General features: G+C 39.6%; 24 protein-coding genes. 14 read left to right on the top strand and 10 right to left on the bottom strand.

Going from position 1 to position 20,985, the window contains the following annotated elements:
* Positions 1–30: 30 nt before the first annotated feature.
* Entirely contained in the window at positions 31–399 is a 369-nt protein-coding gene (locus AAEZ18_RS01945) for an MliC family protein (protein WP_011327986.1), read from the bottom strand.
* A gap of 314 nt (positions 400–713) precedes the next feature.
* Here AAEZ18_RS01945 and AAEZ18_RS01940 point away from each other — a divergent pair, with 314 nt between their 5' ends.
* A complete protein-coding gene (locus tag AAEZ18_RS01940) occupies positions 714–1,160 on the top strand; it encodes a hypothetical protein (protein ID WP_086995586.1) in 447 nt (148 codons plus the stop codon).
* Between the two features lie 12 nt (positions 1,161–1,172).
* Here AAEZ18_RS01940 and icd read toward each other — a convergent pair whose 3' ends face one another.
* Positions 1,173–2,423, bottom strand: coding sequence for an NADP-dependent isocitrate dehydrogenase (icd, locus tag AAEZ18_RS01935; RefSeq protein ID WP_041454683.1), 1,251 nt, complete (start codon positions 2,421–2,423; stop codon positions 1,173–1,175).
* Between the two features lie 225 nt (positions 2,424–2,648).
* Complete coding sequence (locus tag AAEZ18_RS01930; RefSeq protein WP_231613459.1) at positions 2,649–3,212, bottom strand: hypothetical protein; 564 nt, start codon at positions 3,210–3,212, stop codon at positions 2,649–2,651.
* Positions 3,213–3,553: 341 nt separating this feature from the next.
* Between AAEZ18_RS01930 and AAEZ18_RS01925 the strand changes: the two genes are divergently transcribed.
* Both AAEZ18_RS01925 and AAEZ18_RS01920 read left to right on the top strand, forming a co-directional pair.
* Positions 3,554–3,721, top strand: a complete 168-nt coding sequence (locus AAEZ18_RS01925; RefSeq protein WP_007375427.1) for a hypothetical protein — start codon at positions 3,554–3,556, stop codon at positions 3,719–3,721.
* 137 nt (positions 3,722–3,858) lie between these two features.
* Positions 3,859–4,710, top strand: coding sequence for a transporter substrate-binding domain-containing protein (locus tag AAEZ18_RS01920; protein ID WP_089368174.1), 852 nt, complete (start codon positions 3,859–3,861; stop codon positions 4,708–4,710).
* 34 nt (positions 4,711–4,744) lie between these two features.
* On the opposite strand, the gene AAEZ18_RS01915 is transcribed toward AAEZ18_RS01920, so the two are convergent.
* The 5 genes from AAEZ18_RS01915 to rnm form a co-directional block, all read right to left on the bottom strand.
* Complete coding sequence (locus AAEZ18_RS01915; RefSeq protein ID WP_011327980.1) at positions 4,745–5,323, bottom strand: YceI family protein; 579 nt, start codon at positions 5,321–5,323, stop codon at positions 4,745–4,747.
* Between the two features lie 66 nt (positions 5,324–5,389).
* The gene (locus AAEZ18_RS01910) at positions 5,390–5,944 is read right to left on the bottom strand and encodes a cytochrome b (RefSeq protein WP_089368173.1); all 555 of its coding nucleotides are present in this window, start codon (positions 5,942–5,944) and stop codon (positions 5,390–5,392) included.
* A 233-nt stretch (positions 5,945–6,177) separates the two neighbouring features.
* Positions 6,178–6,930, bottom strand: a complete 753-nt coding sequence (locus AAEZ18_RS01905) for a segregation and condensation protein A (protein ID WP_089368950.1) — start codon at positions 6,928–6,930, stop codon at positions 6,178–6,180.
* A 96-nt stretch (positions 6,931–7,026) separates the two neighbouring features.
* A complete protein-coding gene (locus AAEZ18_RS01900; protein ID WP_011327977.1) occupies positions 7,027–7,647 on the bottom strand; it encodes an L-threonylcarbamoyladenylate synthase in 621 nt (206 codons plus the stop codon).
* Complete coding sequence (gene rnm / locus AAEZ18_RS01895) at positions 7,644–8,498, bottom strand: RNase RNM (protein ID WP_011327976.1); 855 nt, start codon at positions 8,496–8,498, stop codon at positions 7,644–7,646. The genes AAEZ18_RS01900 and rnm overlap by 4 nt, the downstream gene beginning before the upstream one ends.
* A gap of 488 nt (positions 8,499–8,986) precedes the next feature.
* On the opposite strand from rnm, the gene AAEZ18_RS01890 reads away from it, so the two are divergent.
* The 6 genes from AAEZ18_RS01890 to trpA are packed head-to-tail and all read left to right on the top strand — an operon-like array spanning position 8,987 to position 15,605.
* The gene (locus tag AAEZ18_RS01890; RefSeq protein ID WP_011327975.1) at positions 8,987–10,555 is read left to right on the top strand and encodes an anthranilate synthase component 1; all 1,569 of its coding nucleotides are present in this window, start codon (positions 8,987–8,989) and stop codon (positions 10,553–10,555) included.
* A 1-nt stretch (position 10,556) separates the two neighbouring features.
* Entirely contained in the window at positions 10,557–11,159 is a 603-nt protein-coding gene (locus AAEZ18_RS01885) for an aminodeoxychorismate/anthranilate synthase component II (protein WP_041454404.1), read from the top strand.
* 11 nt (positions 11,160–11,170) lie between these two features.
* Entirely contained in the window at positions 11,171–12,238 is a 1,068-nt protein-coding gene (trpD, locus tag AAEZ18_RS01880) for an anthranilate phosphoribosyltransferase (RefSeq protein ID WP_089368172.1), read from the top strand.
* Complete coding sequence (trpCF, locus tag AAEZ18_RS01875; RefSeq protein ID WP_089368171.1) at positions 12,231–13,595, top strand: bifunctional indole-3-glycerol-phosphate synthase TrpC/phosphoribosylanthranilate isomerase TrpF; 1,365 nt, start codon at positions 12,231–12,233, stop codon at positions 13,593–13,595. The genes trpD and trpCF overlap by 8 nt, the downstream gene beginning before the upstream one ends.
* A 7-nt stretch (positions 13,596–13,602) precedes the next feature.
* Positions 13,603–14,787 carry a tryptophan synthase subunit beta gene (gene trpB, locus AAEZ18_RS01870; protein WP_011327971.1) on the top strand — a complete coding sequence of 395 codons (1,185 nt, stop codon included), beginning with the start codon at positions 13,603–13,605 and terminating at the stop codon, positions 14,785–14,787.
* Positions 14,784–15,605, top strand: coding sequence for a tryptophan synthase subunit alpha (gene trpA / locus AAEZ18_RS01865; protein ID WP_089368170.1), 822 nt, complete (start codon positions 14,784–14,786; stop codon positions 15,603–15,605). The genes trpB and trpA overlap by 4 nt, the downstream gene beginning before the upstream one ends.
* An 84-nt stretch (positions 15,606–15,689) precedes the next feature.
* On the opposite strand, the gene AAEZ18_RS01860 is transcribed toward trpA, so the two are convergent.
* Positions 15,690–15,959, bottom strand: coding sequence for an HU family DNA-binding protein (locus AAEZ18_RS01860; protein WP_089368169.1), 270 nt, complete (start codon positions 15,957–15,959; stop codon positions 15,690–15,692).
* Positions 15,960–16,158: 199 nt separating this feature from the next.
* Positions 16,159–17,583, bottom strand: coding sequence for a sodium-dependent transporter (locus tag AAEZ18_RS01855; protein ID WP_011327968.1), 1,425 nt, complete (start codon positions 17,581–17,583; stop codon positions 16,159–16,161).
* Between the two features lie 188 nt (positions 17,584–17,771).
* Between AAEZ18_RS01855 and AAEZ18_RS01850 the strand changes: the two genes are divergently transcribed.
* From AAEZ18_RS01850 to AAEZ18_RS01830, 5 genes are all read left to right on the top strand, one after another.
* Positions 17,772–18,074 (top strand): YciI family protein, encoded by a 303-nt coding sequence (locus tag AAEZ18_RS01850; RefSeq protein WP_058373227.1) that lies wholly within the window; start codon positions 17,772–17,774, stop codon positions 18,072–18,074.
* A 159-nt stretch (positions 18,075–18,233) separates the two neighbouring features.
* Entirely contained in the window at positions 18,234–18,491 is a 258-nt protein-coding gene (locus AAEZ18_RS01845; RefSeq protein WP_089368168.1) for a PepSY domain-containing protein, read from the top strand.
* Positions 18,492–18,494: 3 nt separating this feature from the next.
* On the top strand, positions 18,495–19,169 hold the full coding sequence (locus AAEZ18_RS01840; RefSeq protein ID WP_007375447.1) for a response regulator transcription factor: 675 nt from the start codon (positions 18,495–18,497) through the stop codon (positions 19,167–19,169).
* Complete coding sequence (locus AAEZ18_RS01835; protein WP_011327965.1) at positions 19,163–20,500, top strand: ATP-binding protein; 1,338 nt, start codon at positions 19,163–19,165, stop codon at positions 20,498–20,500. Before AAEZ18_RS01840 ends, AAEZ18_RS01835 begins: the two co-directional genes overlap by 7 nt.
* The gene (locus AAEZ18_RS01830) at positions 20,487–20,897 is read left to right on the top strand and encodes a hypothetical protein (RefSeq protein ID WP_086995569.1); all 411 of its coding nucleotides are present in this window, start codon (positions 20,487–20,489) and stop codon (positions 20,895–20,897) included. The genes AAEZ18_RS01835 and AAEZ18_RS01830 overlap by 14 nt, the downstream gene beginning before the upstream one ends.
* The last annotated feature ends 88 nt before the right edge of the window (positions 20,898–20,985 follow it).

Genomic DNA, 20,985 nt, shown 5'->3' with positions numbered 1-20,985 from the left:
AACTTAGGCTTTAATGCGTATTAATAAGGCTTATAGCGCTGTACATGTTTCAATTGCATCACCCGTGCTACCATCTTGCATATGGCTAAACAGCGTGCCTTCAGAGCCAGTACCTGATGCTTTAGTCCAAAACTCGTACTTGTCATTCATATAGCGCGCACCACTGGCCGACACAGCAATCTTCATTTCGTATTCTGTACCTAAATAGTCAACTGTTGCAGTGTCTGTAGAGGGGTAAGTTACCGCCATTGTATTACCACTTTCACACTGATAGTTATGCACTATTACCGCTGTTTGTGCCGTGTTTTTTACGTCGGTGTGGCTGTTGTCTTGTGGCTCATTACCACAAGCCGAAAGCATTAATGTGGTGATAATAATAGCAGGAGCAAAAATTTTCATAGCAGTCTCTTTATTGTTAGTTAGTGGTTAAACCATTGCCTGTGTAACAAGGTTATTGTTAAGTGTTATCTGTTAACTTACTAATAATAGATACTTATACCAGTGTGGTTAAGCCTCTGTATCTAGTTTGTAAAATTAACAACTGTGGCTACTGTAAGCTAATTAGGCTTAATGTAGCCTTGCTAAACACACTAAAATTCGTCGTAATTTAACAGTATTGATATAATCAATATCAGTTATTGAAAACAACAATTTTATTAATACTAGAGTTAGCGCTAGAGTGAAGTTAAGCCAACTAACTAAGAGTAATAATTATGCAAACTTCATCAAGCTTCACCCAACAAGACGGATTGTTTATTAATAGCCATTTTCATCAATTTATTGAGCAGCAGTTAGCACCACTAGCGGCGATGCCAAGCGATGATATTTATCAGGTACTTGCCACTTTAGTAGATGAATTTGGCTGTACTTGTCGTAAAACTAAACATAATGCGGATGATGTTTTAGATGTGCAAACATTGCTTAATGCTTATCAGCATAATAACCACCCTTATTGCAATGTAGACTCGCAAACAACAGAAGCTGTTCTGGATGAGCATTGCTGCCAAGTTCCAGCCATTATTGTAGTTGCGTTAATGGATACGCTTAGCGGCACATTTAATACCGACCAAGATGCACATGCTATTTATCATCGTGCTGCGCAGTTAACTAATCGTGCATGTACGCATCGCGTAAACCTTGTTAACGTATCTGCAGCCTAATAATGGTGTTGTTTAAAAGTGCTCGATGACCCTAAGTGCAAAATCTGTACAACTTAAGGGCATCGAGTTATGAGGCTCAGATAGTAAATCAAACGTAACCTCTCCCGCCGCTAACGTGCGCTCTAAGGCATTTTCTATTAAATTAGCCGCCTCATGCCACTGCATAAACTTAAGCATTAATACCGCACTTAAAATGCTGCTGCTCGGATTCGCTTTATTTTGCCCAGCAATACGCGCAAATGTACCGTGCGTGGGTTCAAAAAATGCTACCTCATTATTTAAATTAGCCGCCGGCATTATGCCTACTCCACCTACTTGTGCGCTAAGCATATCTGCTAAAAAGTCACCATTTTGATTAGTCGTTGCAACTACATCAAATTGCTCTGGGTGCATTAAACACTGCTGTAACATGTTATCGGCTATAACTTCTTTAATTATAAGTGGTGGCTGCCCTTGTCGTGGAATATGTAACCAACGGCCGTTTTCATCATCAATGGCTTGGTATTCACGCTTAGCGAGTGCAAAGCCCCAGCGTTTAAATGCACCATCAGTAAATTTAAGCACATTACCTTTGTGCACTAAAGTCAGCGATTCGCTGTTATTTTTTAGCGCGTAATTAATTGCGTAACGTACTAGGCGCTCTGAGCCTTCTTTAGAAATGTTTTTAATGCCAATTCCGCATTCTTGGGTAAACCTTAAACGCGTAACCCCCATTTCTTCGCATAAAAAATCGAGTACTTTTTCGCTTTCAACACTACCAGCTTGCCACTCTATACCCGAGTAAACATCCTCACTGCTATCGCGCAACACAGTGATATTAGTTAAATAAGGATTTTTTAACGGCGATGGCAATGCACTAAAGCCTTTTATAGTGCGCATATTGACAAATAAATCCATTTCTTGTCTAAGTGCAACGTTAAGCGAGCGAAAACCACCACCCAAAGGAGTCGTTAATGGCCCCTTAATCGCTATTTTACATTCTCTTACTGCATTTATTGTTTCTTGTGGAAACCAATCACCATCATATAGTTTGGCTGCTTGCTCACCATTGTATACCTGCATCCAATGAATTTTTCGCTTTGCTTGGTAACAATGCGCTATCGCGCTATCAACCACTTTTCGCATTACAGGCATCACATCTTGGCCTACACCATCACCATCAATGTAAGCAATAATAGGTTGCAACGGAATTTGCCATTGGCCATTTTTTGCTATTTTTATGCTTTGCCCCTGTTCGGGCACATTAATATGTTGATACTGCAAAGCTAACATCCATCAAAAGTACATTACCCTCGATTAAAGCATGTTAAATTAAGCGTGTCTGCAGTTGCTTTTTATAGCGACTATTACAGTAATGAATAGTCAGAACTTGCCATTTTATAGCTGTTAATAAATGAGTTTTTGAATTGGCGCAGCTTATAATAATTAAAACTGTAAAAGTAATCTTAGTGGTTTTTATACGCACTTATTATTTGCAGCCGGGCATTTTTAATGCGCTTCGCTATTCGCTGTTTTTATAACTTTATAAAAATATTGGTAACCATATTCACTAAAATTTTGTGACTGCTGATTCATAAAGCCATGCAGGTATAGTGTTTTTAAACAGCGCACATTGTTTTTGGCCGATAAATTAGTTATTAATTCATCTACATTAAAGTGCGGTTCAAACCCAGGGAAAATGAATTCACATGGATGAATAGCATCTATATTTAAATAATTACGTATTTGCGTAGGATAAAAAGCAATTACTTTTTTAAGATGTGTAGTTGTAGTACTCGCTTGTGCCCGCCATGCAGCGCTAGCACCGGCACTAAATGCAATACAAATAGTGGGTTTGCTTAATTTATTAAAATATTCTTCGAGCTTGGCTGCATATTCGTCATGGCCACAGTGTTTAATAAATAACTTATAGTATTCCTCTTCATTTTCAAGGGCTTGATGAACTCCATTATAGGGATCAACTATTTGGTTTTCAGCATTAAAGTGCTTAGCTAATTGCTGTAAACAAGGTGTTTTACCGTAAATATCGCTGATAACTAGGTATTGCATCATTTCCCTTTTAAGTTATTGATAGTGGCTGTCATAAATAATATAACAAAAAGCTTGCATATAAAATACAACTGGGTTACCTTCCCTCTCTGGTTTAAATAAACCACCGCGGTTAACCATTTACCCTGATCCAGTAAGCCCCGCAAAACGTATATTCAAAAGCTAAGTTATTGTACGGCGAGAACCCCTTAAATAATACCGAGATGATTTTATTATCATCGCAAAAGTGTCATAAAGATCGTCAACACTGTAATGAAGCTAAACACAACATCGTTAATTTATTAACTGCATATAGCTATAAAAAATAGCGCAGAATAAATAACAAGAATAAAGTGAGTTTTATTATGTCTTATAAATATAACGGGTCTATGATCCAAATTGCACATCCAGTGCAGTCAATTTCAGTAAACAAACATCGTGTAATTTTTAGTGATACACAAGGTTTAAAAAATGCATTGTTTCAAAAAGCAAGCGATGCGCGTCAATTTGTTAAATGGCTAAAAGCCAGCTAACCTACACTGATTATAATTTGCCTACTTATTAGCGCAATAATCAAAATTAAATGCCAGCCTTGTTGCTGGCATTTTACTTTTTATCACTTTATTAGCTACACTTAAGGTTAATAGAATAATAGTAGGTAATTTTTGTAATGCTCCGCGCATTTTTAGTTGTTTTTATACTTAGCTTATTCAGCTCACCAGTTATTGCTAACACCATTAACTGGTTAACGCATGACTTTGCACCCTACTACATTTTAAATGGAGAAAACAAACACCAAGGTCGCGACGAAAGCATTATTTCTTTACTCGAAAAACAACTCCCCAATATTACTTTTAATAGAATACTCATTCCTTCGGGCAGAGTTATCCAAGAACTCTCCAATACCTCAGCCAATACGTGTGCTTTGTCACTGTATAAAAATAGTTTTAGAGAAGAGCGCATTTACTTTACTGATGAAAGCTCTACTACTGGCCTTTCTCCTGCAGTAGCTATGCATATTAAGCTCAGTAGAGCACTTAAGCTACCTGCTGATAAAGCGGTGTCGTTAGCCTCTTTAATTACGGCTGATAAGTTAACTTTAGGTATTTCTATGAGCCGCTCTTACGGTAACGAAATAGACACACTTATTAATACCACACCCGATATAAATTTAATTATTAGACCTACCCGAGATAGCTTAGCAAGCCTTACTTATATGCTTAATTTAAAACGCATTGATTTGTTATTAGGTTACCCAAGCGAGCACTACTATTTAGCTAAATCTATGAATTTTGATAAAAACCTAACACAGCGACCCCTTCTAGAGTCACCTGAGTTAAGTTATGGCTATATAGGTTGCACTAAAAACCAGCAAGGTGCCAAACACATTGCTTTGTTAAATGAACAACTAAAAATAATTAAACAAACCCAAGCTTATACGCAAATATTAATGCGCTGGTTACCTGCGCATTTAAAAATAAAGCTTAAAACACGCATAGCAGAAACAAAAAACGCCACATAATGTGGCGTTTTTATCGAAGTGCTTACTTCAGATATTACTGACGAATACCTTCAATAGATAAACCAATATCAACATGAGTTGATGCAGGGCCTAAATTGTAGTCAATGCCATAATCAGCTAACTTAAGGCTAGTTTCGCCTTCAAAACCTACACGATGACCACCCCATGGATCTTTACCTTCGCCTACTTTATCTATTTCAAAGGTAATGGTTTTAGTAACGCCATGCAAAGTAAACTCACCCGTCACTTCACCAGAATCGTCGTCATCAAACTTTACGCTGGTACTTTTAAACGTTGCCGTTGGGTATTTACTAACATTTAAAAAATCTTTACCTCGTAAGTGCTTATCGCGCTCTGCATGGTTAGAATCTAAACTCGTGGTATCAATGTTTACCGTGATCTGTGATGCGTTTGGTGTTTTTGCATCATAACTAAATGTACCGTCAAAGGTATTAAAGCGACCATGTAACCAACTATAGCCTAAATGCTTTATTTTAAAATTTACAAACGCGTGTGCGCCTTGTGTATCAATCACATAATCAGCAGCGTTTACAGCACTTGCCGATAGCAGCATAGCGCCTGATACCGCGGTACTTAATAGTAGTTTTTTCATTGTAATCATCCTTTTATTGGTAAATACCCGTTAACATTAATAGCTAATCTGAGTTCAGGTTAGCTATTAATTTTTAGCGTTAATTGGTTTAATCATTCGAATTAATGTTTTATCTTTATCTATAAAATGGTGTTTTAATGCACCTAGTGCATGCAGTACAGCAAAACCAATTAAAGTGCAGGCTGCGTAATAATGCACTTCCCCAGCAATATCGGCTTGTCCGTCAAATGTAAAGTTTATTGCTGGCACATCGAATAACGTAAACACTTCGATAGCTCGCCCATCTGCGGTAGAAATTAAATAGCCTGCTACAACAATAACCGCCAAAATAATGTACATAATAATATGGGCAGTGTGCGCTATTTGGTTCATTGTTTTGTTAGTACCCAGTGGCTTAGGTTGAGTCGAAAAAGAGCGCCATAAAATTCTAAACAAAAACACCGCAGCTAAAGTCAAACCTATGCTTTTATGCAAGTCTAATGAGCCTTTATACCAACTATCGTAGTAGGTAAGTTCTACCATGTACAAGCCAAGGCCAAATAAACCAAAGATAGTTAATGCCATTAGCCAATGTAAAATAATCGCAATAAGCCCGTAAGATGCAGGCGAGTTTTTAAACATGTCTTTATTCCTTTATGTTATTACACCTACAATATCGCGCAAGAGCATAAATAGGAATAACATTTACAAACACTTTACGTGCATATACGCACAGAAGTATGTTTACGCAGCCAATTTTATTAACTAGTAGGTAATAAGTAGAGAATTATAAGACTTGCATGCGGAGCTTTTTAATAACTATTGTTAATTGTAATCGTTATTAAAAGAGGTTGTTTTTGAGTGCTTATTAATAACTATTGAGTCGATTTTTTACTGAGGCTCACATAAATAAGGCTATCTGATGTCACTTGCAAGCAGGTAATTAACCCTTCTTTTACCAGCTCAAGTATAGCGATAAAGCTCACCACTGCACCGCTTCGCCCTTCATTAACAGTAAAAAGCGCACTAAATGGTAAAGCCGATTGAGTATGTGATAACTGCTGCAATATTTGGCTCATGCGTTCACGGGTAGAAAGTACTTCGGCGCTAATTAAGTGATGTTCTAGTGTTTTAGCGCGCGCCATTATATCGCTCAGGGCAAAAAGTAAATCTTTAAGTTGCACTTCAGGAAGCTGCTCAGTGATATTTTCAGCCACCGGCATAGCAGCATGGGCTACAAAAATATCACGACCCACCCGCGGAATTTCGTCTAAGTTTTCGGCGGCTTTTTTAAATTGCTCGTATTCTTGCAAACGTTTAATAAGCTCTGCACGAGGATCTTCCTCTTCTTCTAGCTCTTTGTGTACGGGCAACAGTAAACGAGATTTTATTTGCGCCAATAAGGCTGCCATCACTAAATACTCGCCCGCAAGTTCGAGTTGAAACTCAGTCATCATTTCAACATAACTCATGTATTGCTCTGTAATACTAAAAATAGACAATTCGAGAACATCAAGCTTGTGTTTTTTTATTAAATACAGCAATAAATCGAGCGGCCCTTCAAACGTTTCTAAAATAATTTCCAGCGCATCTGGCGGAATATATAAATCAGACGGTTTATCGACCATGGCTTTACCATGTAAAAAAGCCAGTGGCAGCTTTTGCTGCACTGGCTTTTCAATGGGGGTGCTTATTGGTTTGGTGTTTTCTTCGTTCACTATTTTTTACTCAAACGGACTAGTATCACCACAGCCAACACGCAAAATTTGCACTTCATCTTCAGATAAATCAACCACTGTGGTTGCTTGCTCTGCTAAATAACCACCATGGATAATTAAATCTACGTGTTTATCTAATCGCTCAATAATTTCATCTGGATCTGACTCAGTGTATTCTTCACCTGGCAAAATAAGTGAACACGACATGAGTGGCTCGCCAAGTTCCTCTAGCAATGCACACGCAATAGGATGCGCTATAACGCGTATACCTATGGTTTTTTTCTTGTCGTTTAATAAACGTTTTGGTACTTCTTTAGTGCCTTTAAAAATAAAAGTATAAGGCCCAGGAGTATTGTTTTTTATTAATCTAAAGGTTTGATTATCTACGCGTGCATACGTAGAAAGCTCAGATAAATCGCGGCACACTAAGGTAAAGTTATGGTGTTTTTCTATGCCACGAATACGCTCAATACGCTCTTTTGCTTGTTTATTACCAATATTACACCCTATGGCGTACCCCGAATCTGTAGGGTAAACAACAACGCCGCCTTGCTTAATTATATCGGCAGCTTGTTGAATTAACCTTGATTGTGGATTCTCTGGATGAATATGAAATAGTTGACTCATGTTGCTGCTCCTTCTTGCTTTTCCCAAGCTTGCCAAACGCCGCGGCAATCCTTAGGTAAGTATAGATTTTTACCAAGCTCTAAGTAGCTTGTCGGAAAATGAAAATCAGACCCTTGTGAACACAACAAATCATACTCACGGCTCAACTCGCCTAAAAATTGACGATCACTTGGTGCTTGCTGAGGCTGAGCAACTTCCATTGCGTCTCCGCCAACAGATTTAAACTCAACCAATAATTTGCGTAGCCATTTATTAGACATTTGATAACTGCTAGGGTGAGCTAAAACCGCCACTCCACCAGCGGCATGAATCGCCTTAATAGCCGTTTTCATATCGCACCAACTACTTGGTACATAACCGGTTTTTCCGCGCCCTAAGTATTTTTTAAATACCCCGGGAAAGTTTTTTGCAACACCGCGTGCTATTAAAGCGCGAGCAAAATGCGCGCGAGTAATTTGCGCATCTTTTGCAAGCTCTTTTGCTTGCTCGTAAATATCATCAAAGCCATTTTTAGCTAGGCGTGTACCTATTTCTAACGCGCGAGTTTCGCGTTTTTGCTGTTGCTCTAGCAATAAAGCCGTTAGGTCTGAATTTTCAGTATCAATATTTAACCCCACAATATGAATTTCAAAGCTTTCCCAGCGGGTTGATATTTCAACTCCAGTGATCAGCGATAATGGTAGGTTTTCGGTATCAATAATATGCTGAGCAGGCTTTATGGCCGCCACAGTATCGTGATCTGTAATAGCAAACACATCTATATTTTTATCAACAGCACGATGCAATAGCTCTGCAACGCTTAGCTGCCCATCGGAATGTGTTGTATGGCTATGTAAATCATATTTTATCAAAAGAAAACTACTTAAAATTAAGTGTGGAAAGTATCGGTAATTAGTATAACAAGTTTTTTAACTAAATTGTTTTTAAATAAACACTTGACATCAAAGCATATGATACGTTTTACTGTAGCCACTTAAAGACACTATAAGCATTAACAATAATGAACAATTCTACTTTAAACACTATTTGGTGGTGGCACTCGTAATTTCCGGGTGATGAATTGTCGTGTCTAACAAATATTCAAAACCCGCAACTGTGCGGGTTTTTTTATCACTAAATTTTATAATTATTATTTAAACGTATCTTTTTAACCAGTAACGACTGGAAAAAATAAAAAGCATTAGAGGCTAAAAAACATGAATAACAATCTTACTCTTACACATCGTTGGTGGCGCTTAATTTAGCGGGACGGTAATGATCTGTTTGTAATTTAGATATCGTTATTTAAACCCCGCATTGCACAGCATTGCGGGGTTTTATTTTTTTGAGGGAATGAGGTTTGATTTTTAGTCACATAACTACCACACCAGGTGAAGTAACCAGCATTACGCAAGTACGCGACTATATTAGTAGCCCGCTTGCACTATATAGCGCACTTGATAAGCCAAATTCGCTACTGCTTGAGTCGGCTGAAATTGAGTCTAAAGACAGTGTTAAAAGTTTAATTTTAGTTGATTGCGCACTGCGTATTGTATGCCAGGGTAAAACCGTAACGATTACAGCGCAATCAAATAATGGGCAACAGCTACTAAGCTATTTACAAACCAATGTAAAAAGCTGCGAAGCCACTCTAAACGAGACAACATTAACGCTTGCGTACTTAAGCTCAAACAATGATATTGACGAAGCGAGTAAGTTGGTTGCCGATAATGCATTCAGTGCACTGCGCACCTGTATTAACAGTATTAAAAGCACCACCAACAATCCTTTTTCGGTTTTTTTAGGCGGTGTATTTGCCTACGATATGGTAGCCAATTTTGAACAGTTAAGTGATGTGCCAGACGGCGAAAACACCTGCCCCGATTACGTATTTTATTTAGCCGAAACACTAGTGGTAATTGATCATCAAAAACAAACCACAGAACTTATTGGTAATGTATTTAATGGCCCCGACGTACATGCAAACTGCTTTGAAGTAGGTAAAGAGTTAGAGCGCTTAAATACCTTATGCGATAACGCTGCACAATTTAGCGCCAAGATGCAAAGCGGCGAATGCGATGTTGCTATTGATATAAGCGACGAAACTTACTGCGAACAAGTAATTAAGCTTAAAAAGAATATTGTAGATGGCGATATATTTCAGGTTGTGCCTTCGCGTACTTTCTCGCTGCCTTGCCCCGATCCACTTCATGCTTACAGCAAACTTAAACAGCAAAACCCCAGCCCGTATATGTTTTATATGCGCGACGAAGACTTTGCTTTATTTGGTGCATCACCCGAGTCAGCACTTAAATACACTGTGGCATCAAAACAGGTCGAAGTGTATCCAATTGCAGGTACTCGAGCGCGTGGCAAATTTGCGAATGGTCAAATAAATCTAGACTTAGATAGCCGCATCGAGCTTGAGCTGAGAAACGATCAAAAAGAGCGCGCTGAGCATTTAATGCTAGTTGATTTAGCCCGTAACGATGTTGCCCGTATTAGCGTAGCCGGTACGCGCTTTGCAAAAGAGCTATTAAAAGTAGACCGCTACTCTCAAGTAATGCATTTAGTGTCGCGCGTTGTCGGCACGCTAAAGCCAGAGCTTGATGCACTACACGCATACCAAGCATGTATGAACATGGGAACCTTAGTTGGTGCACCAAAAGTACGCGCTGCAGAACTTGTGCGCCAAACCGAAGGTAAACGCCGTGGTAGCTACGGTGGCGCTGTAGGTTATTTAACCGGTGATGGCGCTATGGATACCTGCATTGTTATTCGCTCAGCTTTTGTAAAAAATAATATTGCTTACGTGCAAGCCGGAGCCGGAGTGGTATTTGATTCAGATCCGCAGTCAGAAGCAAACGAAACCCGTGCTAAAGCACAAGCGGTTATTACCGCTATTAAATCTACTTTCGAGGCGGGTTAACATGAGCCAGCAACACCCAATTAAAATTTACTTTTTAGATAACTTTGACTCGTTTACCTATAACTTAGTTGACGAGCTAACTATGCTTGGCTGTGAACTGGTTGTTTACAGAAACAATATTAGCGCTGAGGTTATTTTTAATAAAATGCGCCAAGAACAAGGCCAAGTGCTATTAGTACTTTCCCCAGGCCCTGGCACACCAAGTAATGCAGGCTGCTTAATGGATTTAATAGCGCTTACCAAAGGTCACTTCCCTATGCTGGGTATTTGTTTAGGCCAGCAAGCTTTAACCCAAAGTTATGGCGGCGTAATTGGCCATGCTGGGGAAACCGTACACGGCAAATCGTCAATAATTGATTTAGGTGAACACCCAGTATTTAACGGTATGGGCAGCACTATGCCCGTAGCGCGTTATCACTCTTTAATGGCCACTAAAGTGCCTGATAATATTGCAGTAATTGCCCAATACCAAGATATTCCTATGGCTATTTATCATCATGATGACAATGTTTTAGGGTATCAGTTTCATCCTGAGTCTATTTTAACCCCAAACGGCGCGCAGCTATTACAGCAAAGCATTGCCTACTTAACCGCTAGCCAATAAAGGAGAACATAATGAGTATACAAACCAAGCAAAACATTAATGTTCTCAGTGCTAATATGCACAATGCGAGCATTCAAACTGCAATTGAGCAACTGATAAGCAACCAATCATTAAGCTACACGCAATCTAAAGCGCTGTTTGATGAAATAATGCAAGGTAACATGAGTGATATTGAGCTTAGCGCACTGCTTATAGCGTTAAAATCAAAAGGCGAAATCAGCGATGAAATAGCTGGCGCTGCGGCGTCTATGCGAGAAAATGCGCTCGCCTTTAATACTACCCGTAACCAACTTGCTGATTGCTGCGGCACCGGTGGCGATGGCTCTAATACAATTAATATTAGCACTACCGCTGCTATTGTTGCAGCCGCGGCAGGTATTAATATGGTAAAACACGGTAATCGCAGTGTCTCGAGTAACTCAGGCTCTGCCGATTTGCTCAAAGCATTGGGCATCAATATTGAAATGACGCCAGCACAAGCGGCAAATTGCTTAGAACAAACAGGCTTTACTTTTTTGTTTGCACCTCAGTACCACCCAGGCGTACGCCACGCAATGGGAGTACGTACTGCCCTTAAAACACGCACTATTTTTAATATTTTAGGGCCTTTGGTAAATCCAGCGGCGCCTGAAGTACAGTTACTCGGGGTATACAACCCCAATTTATGCCTACCTATGGCACAAACATTAAGAACCCTAGGCACCAAGCGCGCAATGATAGTACATGGCTCTGGCACCGACGAAATTGCTCTGCACGGCCCAACTACTGTGGTTGAGCTAAATAATGGCAACATTAGCGAGTATACGCTTAACCCAAGTGACTTTGACCTTGCAAACTATTCACTTGAACAACTAACCGGTGAAGGCCCACAATACAACGCTAATGTCTCTCTTGCTATTTTGCAAGGTAAGGGTGATGAAGCGCATAATGCCGCTATTATTGTTAATGTGGCCGCACTGTTATACCTAAGTGGTAAAGCGCAATCGCTAAAAGACGGCGCACAACAAGTACACACGTTATTAAGTTCAGGGCAAGCCATGAACACACTAAATGCAATTATTGAGGTAAGTAATGGCTAATGTATTAGACAAAATTGTTGCTGATAAAAAATTAGAACTAATTGAGCGCAAAGCCGCTCGCCCACTAGATAGCTTTAAGCACCTTGCGGTGCCAACAACTCGCAGCTTTTATAAAGCACTTGCAGCCCCTGGCATTCAGTTTATTTTAGAATGTAAAAAAGCATCGCCGTCTAAAGGGCTTATTAGAGAACCTTTTAATTTAACAGAAATAACCTCGGTTTATAAAAAGTATGCCAGCTGTATGAGCGTGCTAACCGACACCAAGTATTTTCAAGGTAGCTTTGATTACTTAGAGTTTGTACGTAGCCAAGTAGAGCAACCTCTTATTTGCAAAGATTTTTTTATAGACGAGTATCAAGTATATATGGCGCGTATTTATGGCGGCGACGCTATATTATTAATGCTCTCAGTACTTGACGATGAAAGCTATAAAGCATTGCATAGCGTTGCTGACTCGTTAAATATGTCGGTGCTAACTGAGGTAAGTAACGAAGCAGAAGTACACCGTGCGCTTGCCCTTGATGCTAAAATAATTGGCATTAACAACCGAGACTTACGCGATTTAAGTACAGATTTAGCCACCACCGAAAAGCTACGTAAACTTATTCCGGCTAATAAAGTCGTTATTTCGGAGTCGGGTATTTACACCCACCAAGACGTAAAACGATTAGCGCCACTTTGCGATGGCTTTTTAATTGGCAGCTCACTTATGAGCGAACGCGATTTAGAACAAGCCTGCAAAAGAGTTATATTAGGCGATAACAAAGTATGTGGCTTAACGCGCAGCCAAGATGCGCTTGCAGCGTATGAAAGTGGCGCCGTATATGGCGGGTTAATTTTTCATTCTAAGTCGCCTCGTTATGTCGACTTAGACTGCGCCATAGAGCTTAGCCAAAGTGCACCGCTTAACTTTGTTGGGGTATTTGTAGATGCGCCTATAGAGCAAGTAGCCCAGTACGCAAGTGTGTTAAAATTGGCGGCAGTGCAATTACACGGTCAAGAAAGTGACGATTACATTACCACCTTGCGTACACAACTACCTAGCGACTGCGAAATTTGGAAAGCACAGGCAATAAAAGATGCATTGCCGACTCCAGTACATGGTGTTGATCGCATTTTGTACGACACCCACAGCAACACCCAAGCTGGCGGTACAGGTAAAACATTTGATTGGTCGGTGCTACGTGATGCCACCACCCCCTTTATGCTTGCTGGAGGCTTAAATCCTGAGAACATTAAAGAGGCACTTTTTCAAGGCGCCTTAGGGCTAGACCTTAATTCTGGAGTGGAACAGTCTCCGGGTAAAAAGTGCCCTAACAAATTACAAAACGCATTTACAAGTATTAGAAATTATTGAGGTTAAAATGAAAAATCCAGCTTATTTTGGCGAGTTTGGCGGTATGTTTGTACCCGAGCTACTTGTCCCTGCGCTTAAGCAGTTAGAAAACGAATTTAACAAAGCACAAAAAGATCCACAGTTTCAGGCTGAGCTTTCAAAATTACTTAACGAGTATGCGGGTCGCCCTACGCCACTTACTTTAACGCGTAATTTAATTAAAAACCCAAAGGTTAAACTGTATTTAAAGCGTGAAGATTTACTGCACGGTGGCGCGCACAAAACTAACCAAGTACTTGGCCAAGCGTTATTAACTAAACGTATGGGTAAAACAGAGGTTATTGCCGAAACAGGTGCAGGCCAACATGGTGTTGCTACAGCACTTGCTTGTGCTCTGCTGGGTTTAAAATGCCGTATTTACATGGGTGCAAAAGACGTTGAACGCCAGCAACCAAACGTATTTAGAATGGAGCTAATGGGCGCGACTGTGATTCCGGTAACAGCGGGTTCAGGCACATTAAAAGATGCTGTAAACGAAGCACTACGTGACTGGTCAGCAAATTATCAAGATGCGCACTACCTACTTGGTACTGCAGCGGGCCCACACCCATTCCCAACTATTGTGCGTGAATACCAAAAAATTATTGGTGAAGAAGCAAAACAACAAGTGCTAAAAGCTGAAGGTCGCCTACCTGATGCCGTTATTGCCTGTGTTGGCGGCGGTTCTAATGCCATTGGTATGTTTAGTGATTTTATTAACGAGCCAAGTGTAAAGCTCATTGGTGTTGAGCCTGCTGGTAAAGGTTTAGATACACACGAGCACGGTGCTACTATTTGTAAAGGCACTAAAGGTATATTGCACGGTACTTACACCTATATTATGCAAAATGACGACGGCCAAATAGAAGAGTCGTATTCTGTATCTGCCGGCCTTGATTACCCAGCTGTTGGGCCGCAACATGCATTTTTACACGAAACAGGTCGTGCACAATATGTAGCCATTACCGACACCGAAGCACTAGACGCTTTTCAGTCGCTTGCCAAAAATGAAGGTATTATTCCGGCGCTCGAATCTAGCCACGCCCTCGCTTATGCACTTAAATATGCAGAAGCGCTAACTGATGAAAGCATTATAGTGGTTAATTTAAGTGGCCGAGGCGATAAAGACTTAGCCCACGTTCACAATGTATTGTCGCAAGGAGGTCAAATATGAGCCAAGTAAAAACAGATCGCTACGGTAAAATGTTTGCAGCCCTAAATGAGCAAAAACACGGGGCATTTGTACCCTTTGTAACTATTGGCGACCCCGGTAAAGAGCAAAGTATTGCTATTATTAAAAGTTTAATTGATGGTGGCGCCGACGCCCTAGAGTTAGGTATTCCGTTTTCAGATCCAATCGCAGATGGACCAGTCATTCAAAAAGCAAATATTCGCGCCCTTAATGTACACATTAACACCCAAGACTGCTTTGATATTATTAAACAAATACGCCAGTACAATGCAGATATTCCAATTGGTTTATTACTGTATTCAAACTTAGTTTTTAAGCGCGGTATAGACACCTTTTATAAAGATGCTAAAGCCGCCGGCGTAGACTCTATTTTAGTGGCCGATGTGCCACTGCATGAGTCAAAAACATTTAGAAAGGCAGCCATGGCAAACGGTGTAGACCCTATCTTTATTGCCACCCCTAATGCTGATGACGACACGCTTCGTGCATGCGCATCGTATGGCAGAGGTTACACCTATTTACTGTCGCGTGCGGGAGTTACCGGCACTGACGAAAAAGCGCAAATGCCAGCGGGCAACATTGTAACTAAATTAAAAGAATACCATAGCGCACCAGCACTATTAGGTTTTGGTATTTCAACGCCTGATGATGTAAAAGCCGCATTAAATGCCGGTGCTGCGGGGGCTATTTCGGGCTCGGCAGTGGTTAAAATTATCGAAGCAAACCTTGATGATTTACCCACCATGACCACACAATTAAAAGCCTTTGTAACTAAAATGAAAGCTGCTACAGCGCTTTAATAAACTACAACGGAAATTAAAAAAGGGCATTTTTAAAATGCCCTTTTTTGTTTTTATAAATAAAGTGTTTAATGGAGAATAAAATTAAAGAACATCTTTTAACGTTTTAGAAGCCTTAAACACCGCTTTATTAGCCCCTTCAATTTCAATACTAGCACCGGTTTGTGGATTACGCCCAGTGCGTGCTGGGTAATAGCTTAATGCAAAAGTACCAAAACCGTTTATTTGAACTTGATCCCCTTCTGCTAGCGACTTAGTAATTACTTTTTGTAAACTGGTAAGTGCTGCTTGTGCGTCTTTTTTAGTTAACTCACTTTTTTGAGCCATAGCGGTAACTAGTTGTGCTTTATTCATTGAATACTCCTAAATACACGCATAATGAAATTAATTAAGCGTGGGAATTTAACCATAATATAAAATAAAGTCAGGGAGGCTAAGGCTTACAAGGACGCAAGTCAACCCTGCAGCGTTAATACAATTAATATTCGCTGTACATTTATTTCAGACATAAAAAAGCCGCGAAATACGCGGCTTAATTAATATTAATCAGTTTTTAAAAACCAAATAATTTCAATCCAAAAAACTTAGTTGCAACTGTGTTTATAAATATAGTCGCTAAAATAATTGGAATAAACGTTGAAAGCGAAAAGTTAACATATTTTTCCATAAAGCTGCCTGCATAATTAGGCGAGCCTATGCTCAACTCTTTACTTAAATTTGCTTTTTTCCAGCGGTACATTACAAATAAACACACCATTAAACCGTTAAGCGGTAAAATGGTGTCGTAAAATACATCGTAAACTACATCAAAAAAGCTTTTACTTTCACCGCCGTAACCCGTAAACGACGTTAAGCTATCTACCATACCAAACGACATAGTACATAAGATTGTAAGTACGCCTGTGGCTAAGGTTAAAATACCCAATGCTTTTTTACGGCTTATGCCTTTGCGATCGCTTAATGTTGCTGTAGGTACTTCTACAATAGAAACGAGTGATGTAATTGCAGCAAAAAATACTAATAAAAAGAATAAGAATGCCACTGCCGATGCACCAAAGTAACCAATATCATGTTGCAGTGCTAACAATATTTTAGGAAGGTATACAAATATCATCGATACTGATGAATCAGAAAGCGTTGCTGGGTCTGTATTTGGATCAAAGCTAAAAATAGCCGGTAACACCATTAAACCTGCAACAAACGCAACTAATGAGTCGGTAATCGCGACCATTTTTGCACTGCCTACAATGTCGTCCTTTTTAGATATATAAGACGCATACGTCATTAAAATACCCATACCAAGCGATAATGAGAAAAATGCTTGCGCTAACGCACCATTTAACACACTGGCATTCATTTTAGAAAAATCAGGAATAATATAATACTTAACACCTGCCATCGCGTTATCTAGCGTTAATACATAACCCACTAACACAATTAACATGACGAATAATGCCGGCATTAAAAATTTAGCCGCTTTTTCTATTCCTTGCTTTACGCCACCTAACAAAATTAAGTTAACAACAAGTACCACAGCTGCCATATAAGCAAATACTGTGTAGCTATTAATAAACAACCCAAAGTGTCCAGGGTTTGCCAACGAATCTAAATTACCAAGTGCGGTTTGCGTTAAATAGCCAAAAATCCATACGGTAATAACCATATAAAAAACCGCTATCATAAAAGGAGTAAATACAGCTAAAAAGCCAGCCAACTTCCATTTTGTGTCATTGTTACCCAATATTTTGTATGAACCTAGGGGATCTTTTTGCGCTTTACGGCCCATGGCCATTTCAGCCATCATTACGGGTAAACAAATAAATGCGACAAACAAGGCATAGACGAGCAAAAATGCGCCACCACCGTTTTTTGTTGCAGAAACAGGAAAGCCCACTAAATTACCAATGCCCACAGCAGAGCCCGCCGCTGCTAATATAAACCCTAGGCGGGAGCTAAAGTGCTCTCTATTTTCACTCATGTATAAACCTTGTTATTATTTATCTTATCCATGGGACTCTAACAGTGTTACACAGCGCTTTTCAAGCAATTACACAGTAAAAAAATATTCTCACTGTAAACAAAGCTGTAAACACTTTTAATTCACCATTTTTCAACGCTATGCTAGTATACACTTAACTAAATTTAACAAATTTTATGAGATTCTTTATGTTGTACATGATTTATTCAATCGATGTTGAAAACAGCTTAGCACTGCGTAAAGAGGCCCGACCAGCGCACCTTGCACGCTTAAGTGAACTTGATTCGCAAAACCGTTTACTGACTGCAGGCCCGCTTCCGGCTATCGATAATGAAGACCCAAGTGATGCAGGTTTTACCGGTTCACTAGTAATTGCTCAGTTTGACTCTTTAGAGGCCGCCCGAGAATGGGCAGCAGCCGACCCTTATGTTGCGGCTGGCGTATATGAAAACTCAATTGTTAAACCATATAAAAAAGTATTCCCTGCTTAATAACACATGTACTTAACCTTGAATGATCTCACTATAAAATTCAGGGTTTGTTCACTCGTTAATTATTAAACTGTTGCCGTAAAATTCTTATTAAGTATTTAATTGAATTTTGGTAACTCAGTTTATTAAACTGAGTAGGTCTGATCTAGGAGTCCCGTCATGCGCGTATTATTAACCCTCAACTTTTTCGCTTGTATTTGTTTTGCTAATACGCTGCAAGCTAATACAATAACCAAGGTTAATAGCGTTGAGATAAGCAAAAAGAAAGCGGTAGTACTTGCAAAAGAAACCACTGACGGTACGACATTAAAAATTACCGAAAAAATAAATTTTTATACTGTACGAATTTTAAAATCTGACGGCCACGTCGTAGATTTAAAAATAAATAAAAAAACTGGCGAAGTGAAAAAGGATTGATTGATGCGAATTTTAGTTATAGAAGATGATTTACACTTAGCAGATAACCTGCGTAATGCTCTAGAAAAAGAACGTTACAGCGTAGATTTATGCCACGATGGTGAAGCGGGTCTTTTTCATATCACTGAGTACCCTTTAGACATGGCTGTGGTTGACTTAGGTTTACCTAAAATAGACGGGATTGAGCTTATTAATAAAGCCCGTGCCCAAGGCATTACCATTCCTATTTTAATACTAACAGCGCGCGATCGTTGGCAAGACAAAGTAGAAGGCTTAGATGCCGGTGCAGATGACTACCTAACAAAACCATTTCATGTTGAGGAGCTAATTGCCCGTTGTAATGCACTAATTCGCCGCAGCGCAGGTAAAGCAAACCCAGAAATGACAGCAGGACCAATTAAAATTCATACTCGCTCGCAGCAAGTGTGGGTTGACGATAAAGAGTTAAGCTTAACTGCATACGAATACAAAGTACTAGAATACCTCATGGTTAATCCGCAAAAGGTAATTTCTAAATCAGAGCTTACTGAGCATATTTACGACCAAGACTTTGACCTTGATTCGAACGTAATTGAAGTATTTGTACTGCGTTTACGTAAAAAATTAGATCCTGAAGGCGTACTAAATCCTGTAGAAACACTACGAGGACGCGGCTACAGGCTTAAAAGCCAGTGGTAGCACCGCAAATATCGTTAAAAATAAGGCAAGGATTTATCCTTGTCTTTGTTTTGTTAGTCGCTCTGCCTATTTTGTTTTACTCTATAGGCACCGCTTATTATGCCTCTTTGGTTGATGCAACAGAAAAAAACCTCGAAGCCCATCTGTACTCCCTAATTTCTGAAGTCGACTTTACAGAGCGCGGCATTATTATGCCCAGCACTATTTTAACCCCCGAGCTTAATAATTTAAATTCAGATACCTACGCAATGATATACCGCGATGATGTACCTATTTGGTATTCTGAGTCGGCGGTGAATGTTAATTTTACGCCAGAATATATTGAGCCCAAAGCCGGCGCCGCTGACTTTAGGCGTGTGGAGTATAATAACACCAGCTATTGGCAATTAAGCTTAACCGTTATTCTCAATAATATTGATCAGTCTGAGCAAGCACGCTTTATTTTACTCAAACGTAACGACGCGTTAGTAAAGCTTATGGATGGCTTTAAACAAACACTGGTTGACTGGATGTTTATAATGGGAATAGCAATTGCTGGGTTAATGGCAATTGGTTTTATTTGGAGTGCCCGCCCACTACAGCGCCTAGATAAAGAAATTAAAGCGATAGAGTCTGGTGATATACAAGAAATAAAAGGCTTGTACCCAGTAGAGTTACAAACAATAAAAGCTGATTTAAACTTATTACTTGAGTCGCAACAACGCCAAAAAGAGCGCTACAGAGCGTCATTAAGCGACTTAGCCCACGCACTTAAAACACCATTGGCAGTACTAAAGTCGAGTCCATTGGCAAATGATGCCGATGCACAAGAACAACTAGATCGCATCAATGTGATGATCGAGCATCAATTAAAGCGTGCTGCTACAGGTGCTTCCGACACTTGGAAAAAACAAACCGTTATTAAACCTGTTTTAGACTCTATTTTAAGCGCAATGGGTAAAGTATACCGCGATAAAGATATTATTTTTGACTGTAAAGTAGGTAAAAAAGATTACTTTTTAGGTGATAAAACCGACCTAATGGAATTACTTGGTAATTTAATTGATAACGCCTGTAAAGCATGTCGCTCGCAAGTAACCATTAAAGTAGCGCAAGGTAAAACCCTGTGTATTAGTATTAGCGACGACGGCCCAGGTGTACCACAAGACAAACGCGAATCTCTGCTTACCAGAGGCACACGCTTAGATACCTACGAAAGCGGCCATGGTGTGGGTATGGCAATCGTATCTGACTTAGTTAAGTCGTATCGTGGCTTACTCACAATTTCTAAGTCTGAGCAATTAGGCGGAGCCAAGTTTATGCTAGAGTTTAATTACCATGAAAAAAAGTAACCTTATAATTTATTTATTAAGCTTAACTTTATTATTTTTTAGCTCGGTAAGCTTTGCCCAGCAAACATGCAAATTACCTGCTCAAGCAACACCAGAGGTTACTAAGCGTTACATTCAGTGCCTAGATGATCAGTTAAATACAGCTAAACAACTACAAAATACTTGGATCCAAAAGCGCAAATTTGAGTTAAACAAATTAGAATTTGAAACTGGCAATACGCAAATTTTACAGCTGTTTATAAAAAGCATTGCCAGTAACGAAAATTATATTAAGCATAGTTGCCAGTGGCGCTACTCATTAAAGTTACCTAACGCTTTGAGCGCCGCAATAACCTATAAAACCTGCGAGCTATCACTAGTAGAGCAATTTACTTTAGACTTAAAGCGGCCTCTTTAATATTCAAAATAAGTGCTGCGCTATTGATATCGACATAAGTAGCGATACTAATAAATAGTCCAGCGCCTTACAATGCAAACCACAAAGG

This window comes from Pseudoalteromonas sp. 19-MNA-CIBAN-0066 (genome assembly GCF_040308705.1).
In the GTDB taxonomy this organism is placed as follows: domain Bacteria; phylum Pseudomonadota; class Gammaproteobacteria; order Enterobacterales; family Alteromonadaceae; genus Pseudoalteromonas; species Pseudoalteromonas nigrifaciens.
The sequence above is the reverse complement of the archived record's forward strand: the minus strand, read 5'-3'. Positions and strand labels throughout refer to the sequence as shown.

Excerpts from the sequence above, each read along its gene's own strand:
- AAEZ18_RS01940 (WP_086995586.1), top strand. The coding sequence starts at position 714 with ATGCAAACTTCATCAAGCTTCACCCAACAAGACGGATTGTTTATTAAT.
- trpB (WP_011327971.1), top strand. The coding sequence starts at position 13,603 with ATGAAAAATCCAGCTTATTTTGGCGAGTTTGGCGGTATGTTTGTACCC.
- AAEZ18_RS01885 (WP_041454404.1), top strand. The coding sequence starts at position 10,557 with ATGAGCCAGCAACACCCAATTAAAATTTACTTTTTAGATAACTTTGAC.
- trpD (WP_089368172.1), top strand. The coding sequence starts at position 11,171 with ATGAGTATACAAACCAAGCAAAACATTAATGTTCTCAGTGCTAATATG.
- AAEZ18_RS01840 (WP_007375447.1), top strand. The coding sequence starts at position 18,495 with ATGCGAATTTTAGTTATAGAAGATGATTTACACTTAGCAGATAACCTG.
- AAEZ18_RS01910 (WP_089368173.1), bottom strand. The coding sequence starts at position 5,944 with ATGTTTAAAAACTCGCCTGCATCTTACGGGCTTATTGCGATTATTTTA.
- trpCF (WP_089368171.1), top strand. The coding sequence starts at position 12,231 with ATGGCTAATGTATTAGACAAAATTGTTGCTGATAAAAAATTAGAACTA.
- trpA (WP_089368170.1), top strand. The coding sequence starts at position 14,784 with ATGAGCCAAGTAAAAACAGATCGCTACGGTAAAATGTTTGCAGCCCTA.
- AAEZ18_RS01830 (WP_086995569.1), top strand. The coding sequence starts at position 20,487 with ATGAAAAAAAGTAACCTTATAATTTATTTATTAAGCTTAACTTTATTA.
- AAEZ18_RS01855 (WP_011327968.1), bottom strand. The coding sequence starts at position 17,583 with ATGAGTGAAAATAGAGAGCACTTTAGCTCCCGCCTAGGGTTTATATTA.
- AAEZ18_RS01915 (WP_011327980.1), bottom strand. The coding sequence starts at position 5,323 with ATGAAAAAACTACTATTAAGTACCGCGGTATCAGGCGCTATGCTGCTA.
- AAEZ18_RS01860 (WP_089368169.1), bottom strand. The coding sequence starts at position 15,959 with ATGAATAAAGCACAACTAGTTACCGCTATGGCTCAAAAAAGTGAGTTA.
- AAEZ18_RS01850 (WP_058373227.1), top strand. The coding sequence starts at position 17,772 with ATGTTGTACATGATTTATTCAATCGATGTTGAAAACAGCTTAGCACTG.
- AAEZ18_RS01925 (WP_007375427.1), top strand. The coding sequence starts at position 3,554 with ATGTCTTATAAATATAACGGGTCTATGATCCAAATTGCACATCCAGTG.
- AAEZ18_RS01900 (WP_011327977.1), bottom strand. The coding sequence starts at position 7,647 with ATGAGTCAACTATTTCATATTCATCCAGAGAATCCACAATCAAGGTTA.
- AAEZ18_RS01845 (WP_089368168.1), top strand. The coding sequence starts at position 18,234 with ATGCGCGTATTATTAACCCTCAACTTTTTCGCTTGTATTTGTTTTGCT.
- AAEZ18_RS01930 (WP_231613459.1), bottom strand. The coding sequence starts at position 3,212 with ATGATGCAATACCTAGTTATCAGCGATATTTACGGTAAAACACCTTGT.
- AAEZ18_RS01920 (WP_089368174.1), top strand. The coding sequence starts at position 3,859 with ATGCTCCGCGCATTTTTAGTTGTTTTTATACTTAGCTTATTCAGCTCA.
- AAEZ18_RS01945 (WP_011327986.1), bottom strand. The coding sequence starts at position 399 with ATGAAAATTTTTGCTCCTGCTATTATTATCACCACATTAATGCTTTCG.
- AAEZ18_RS01905 (WP_089368950.1), bottom strand. The coding sequence starts at position 6,930 with ATGGTCGATAAACCGTCTGATTTATATATTCCGCCAGATGCGCTGGAA.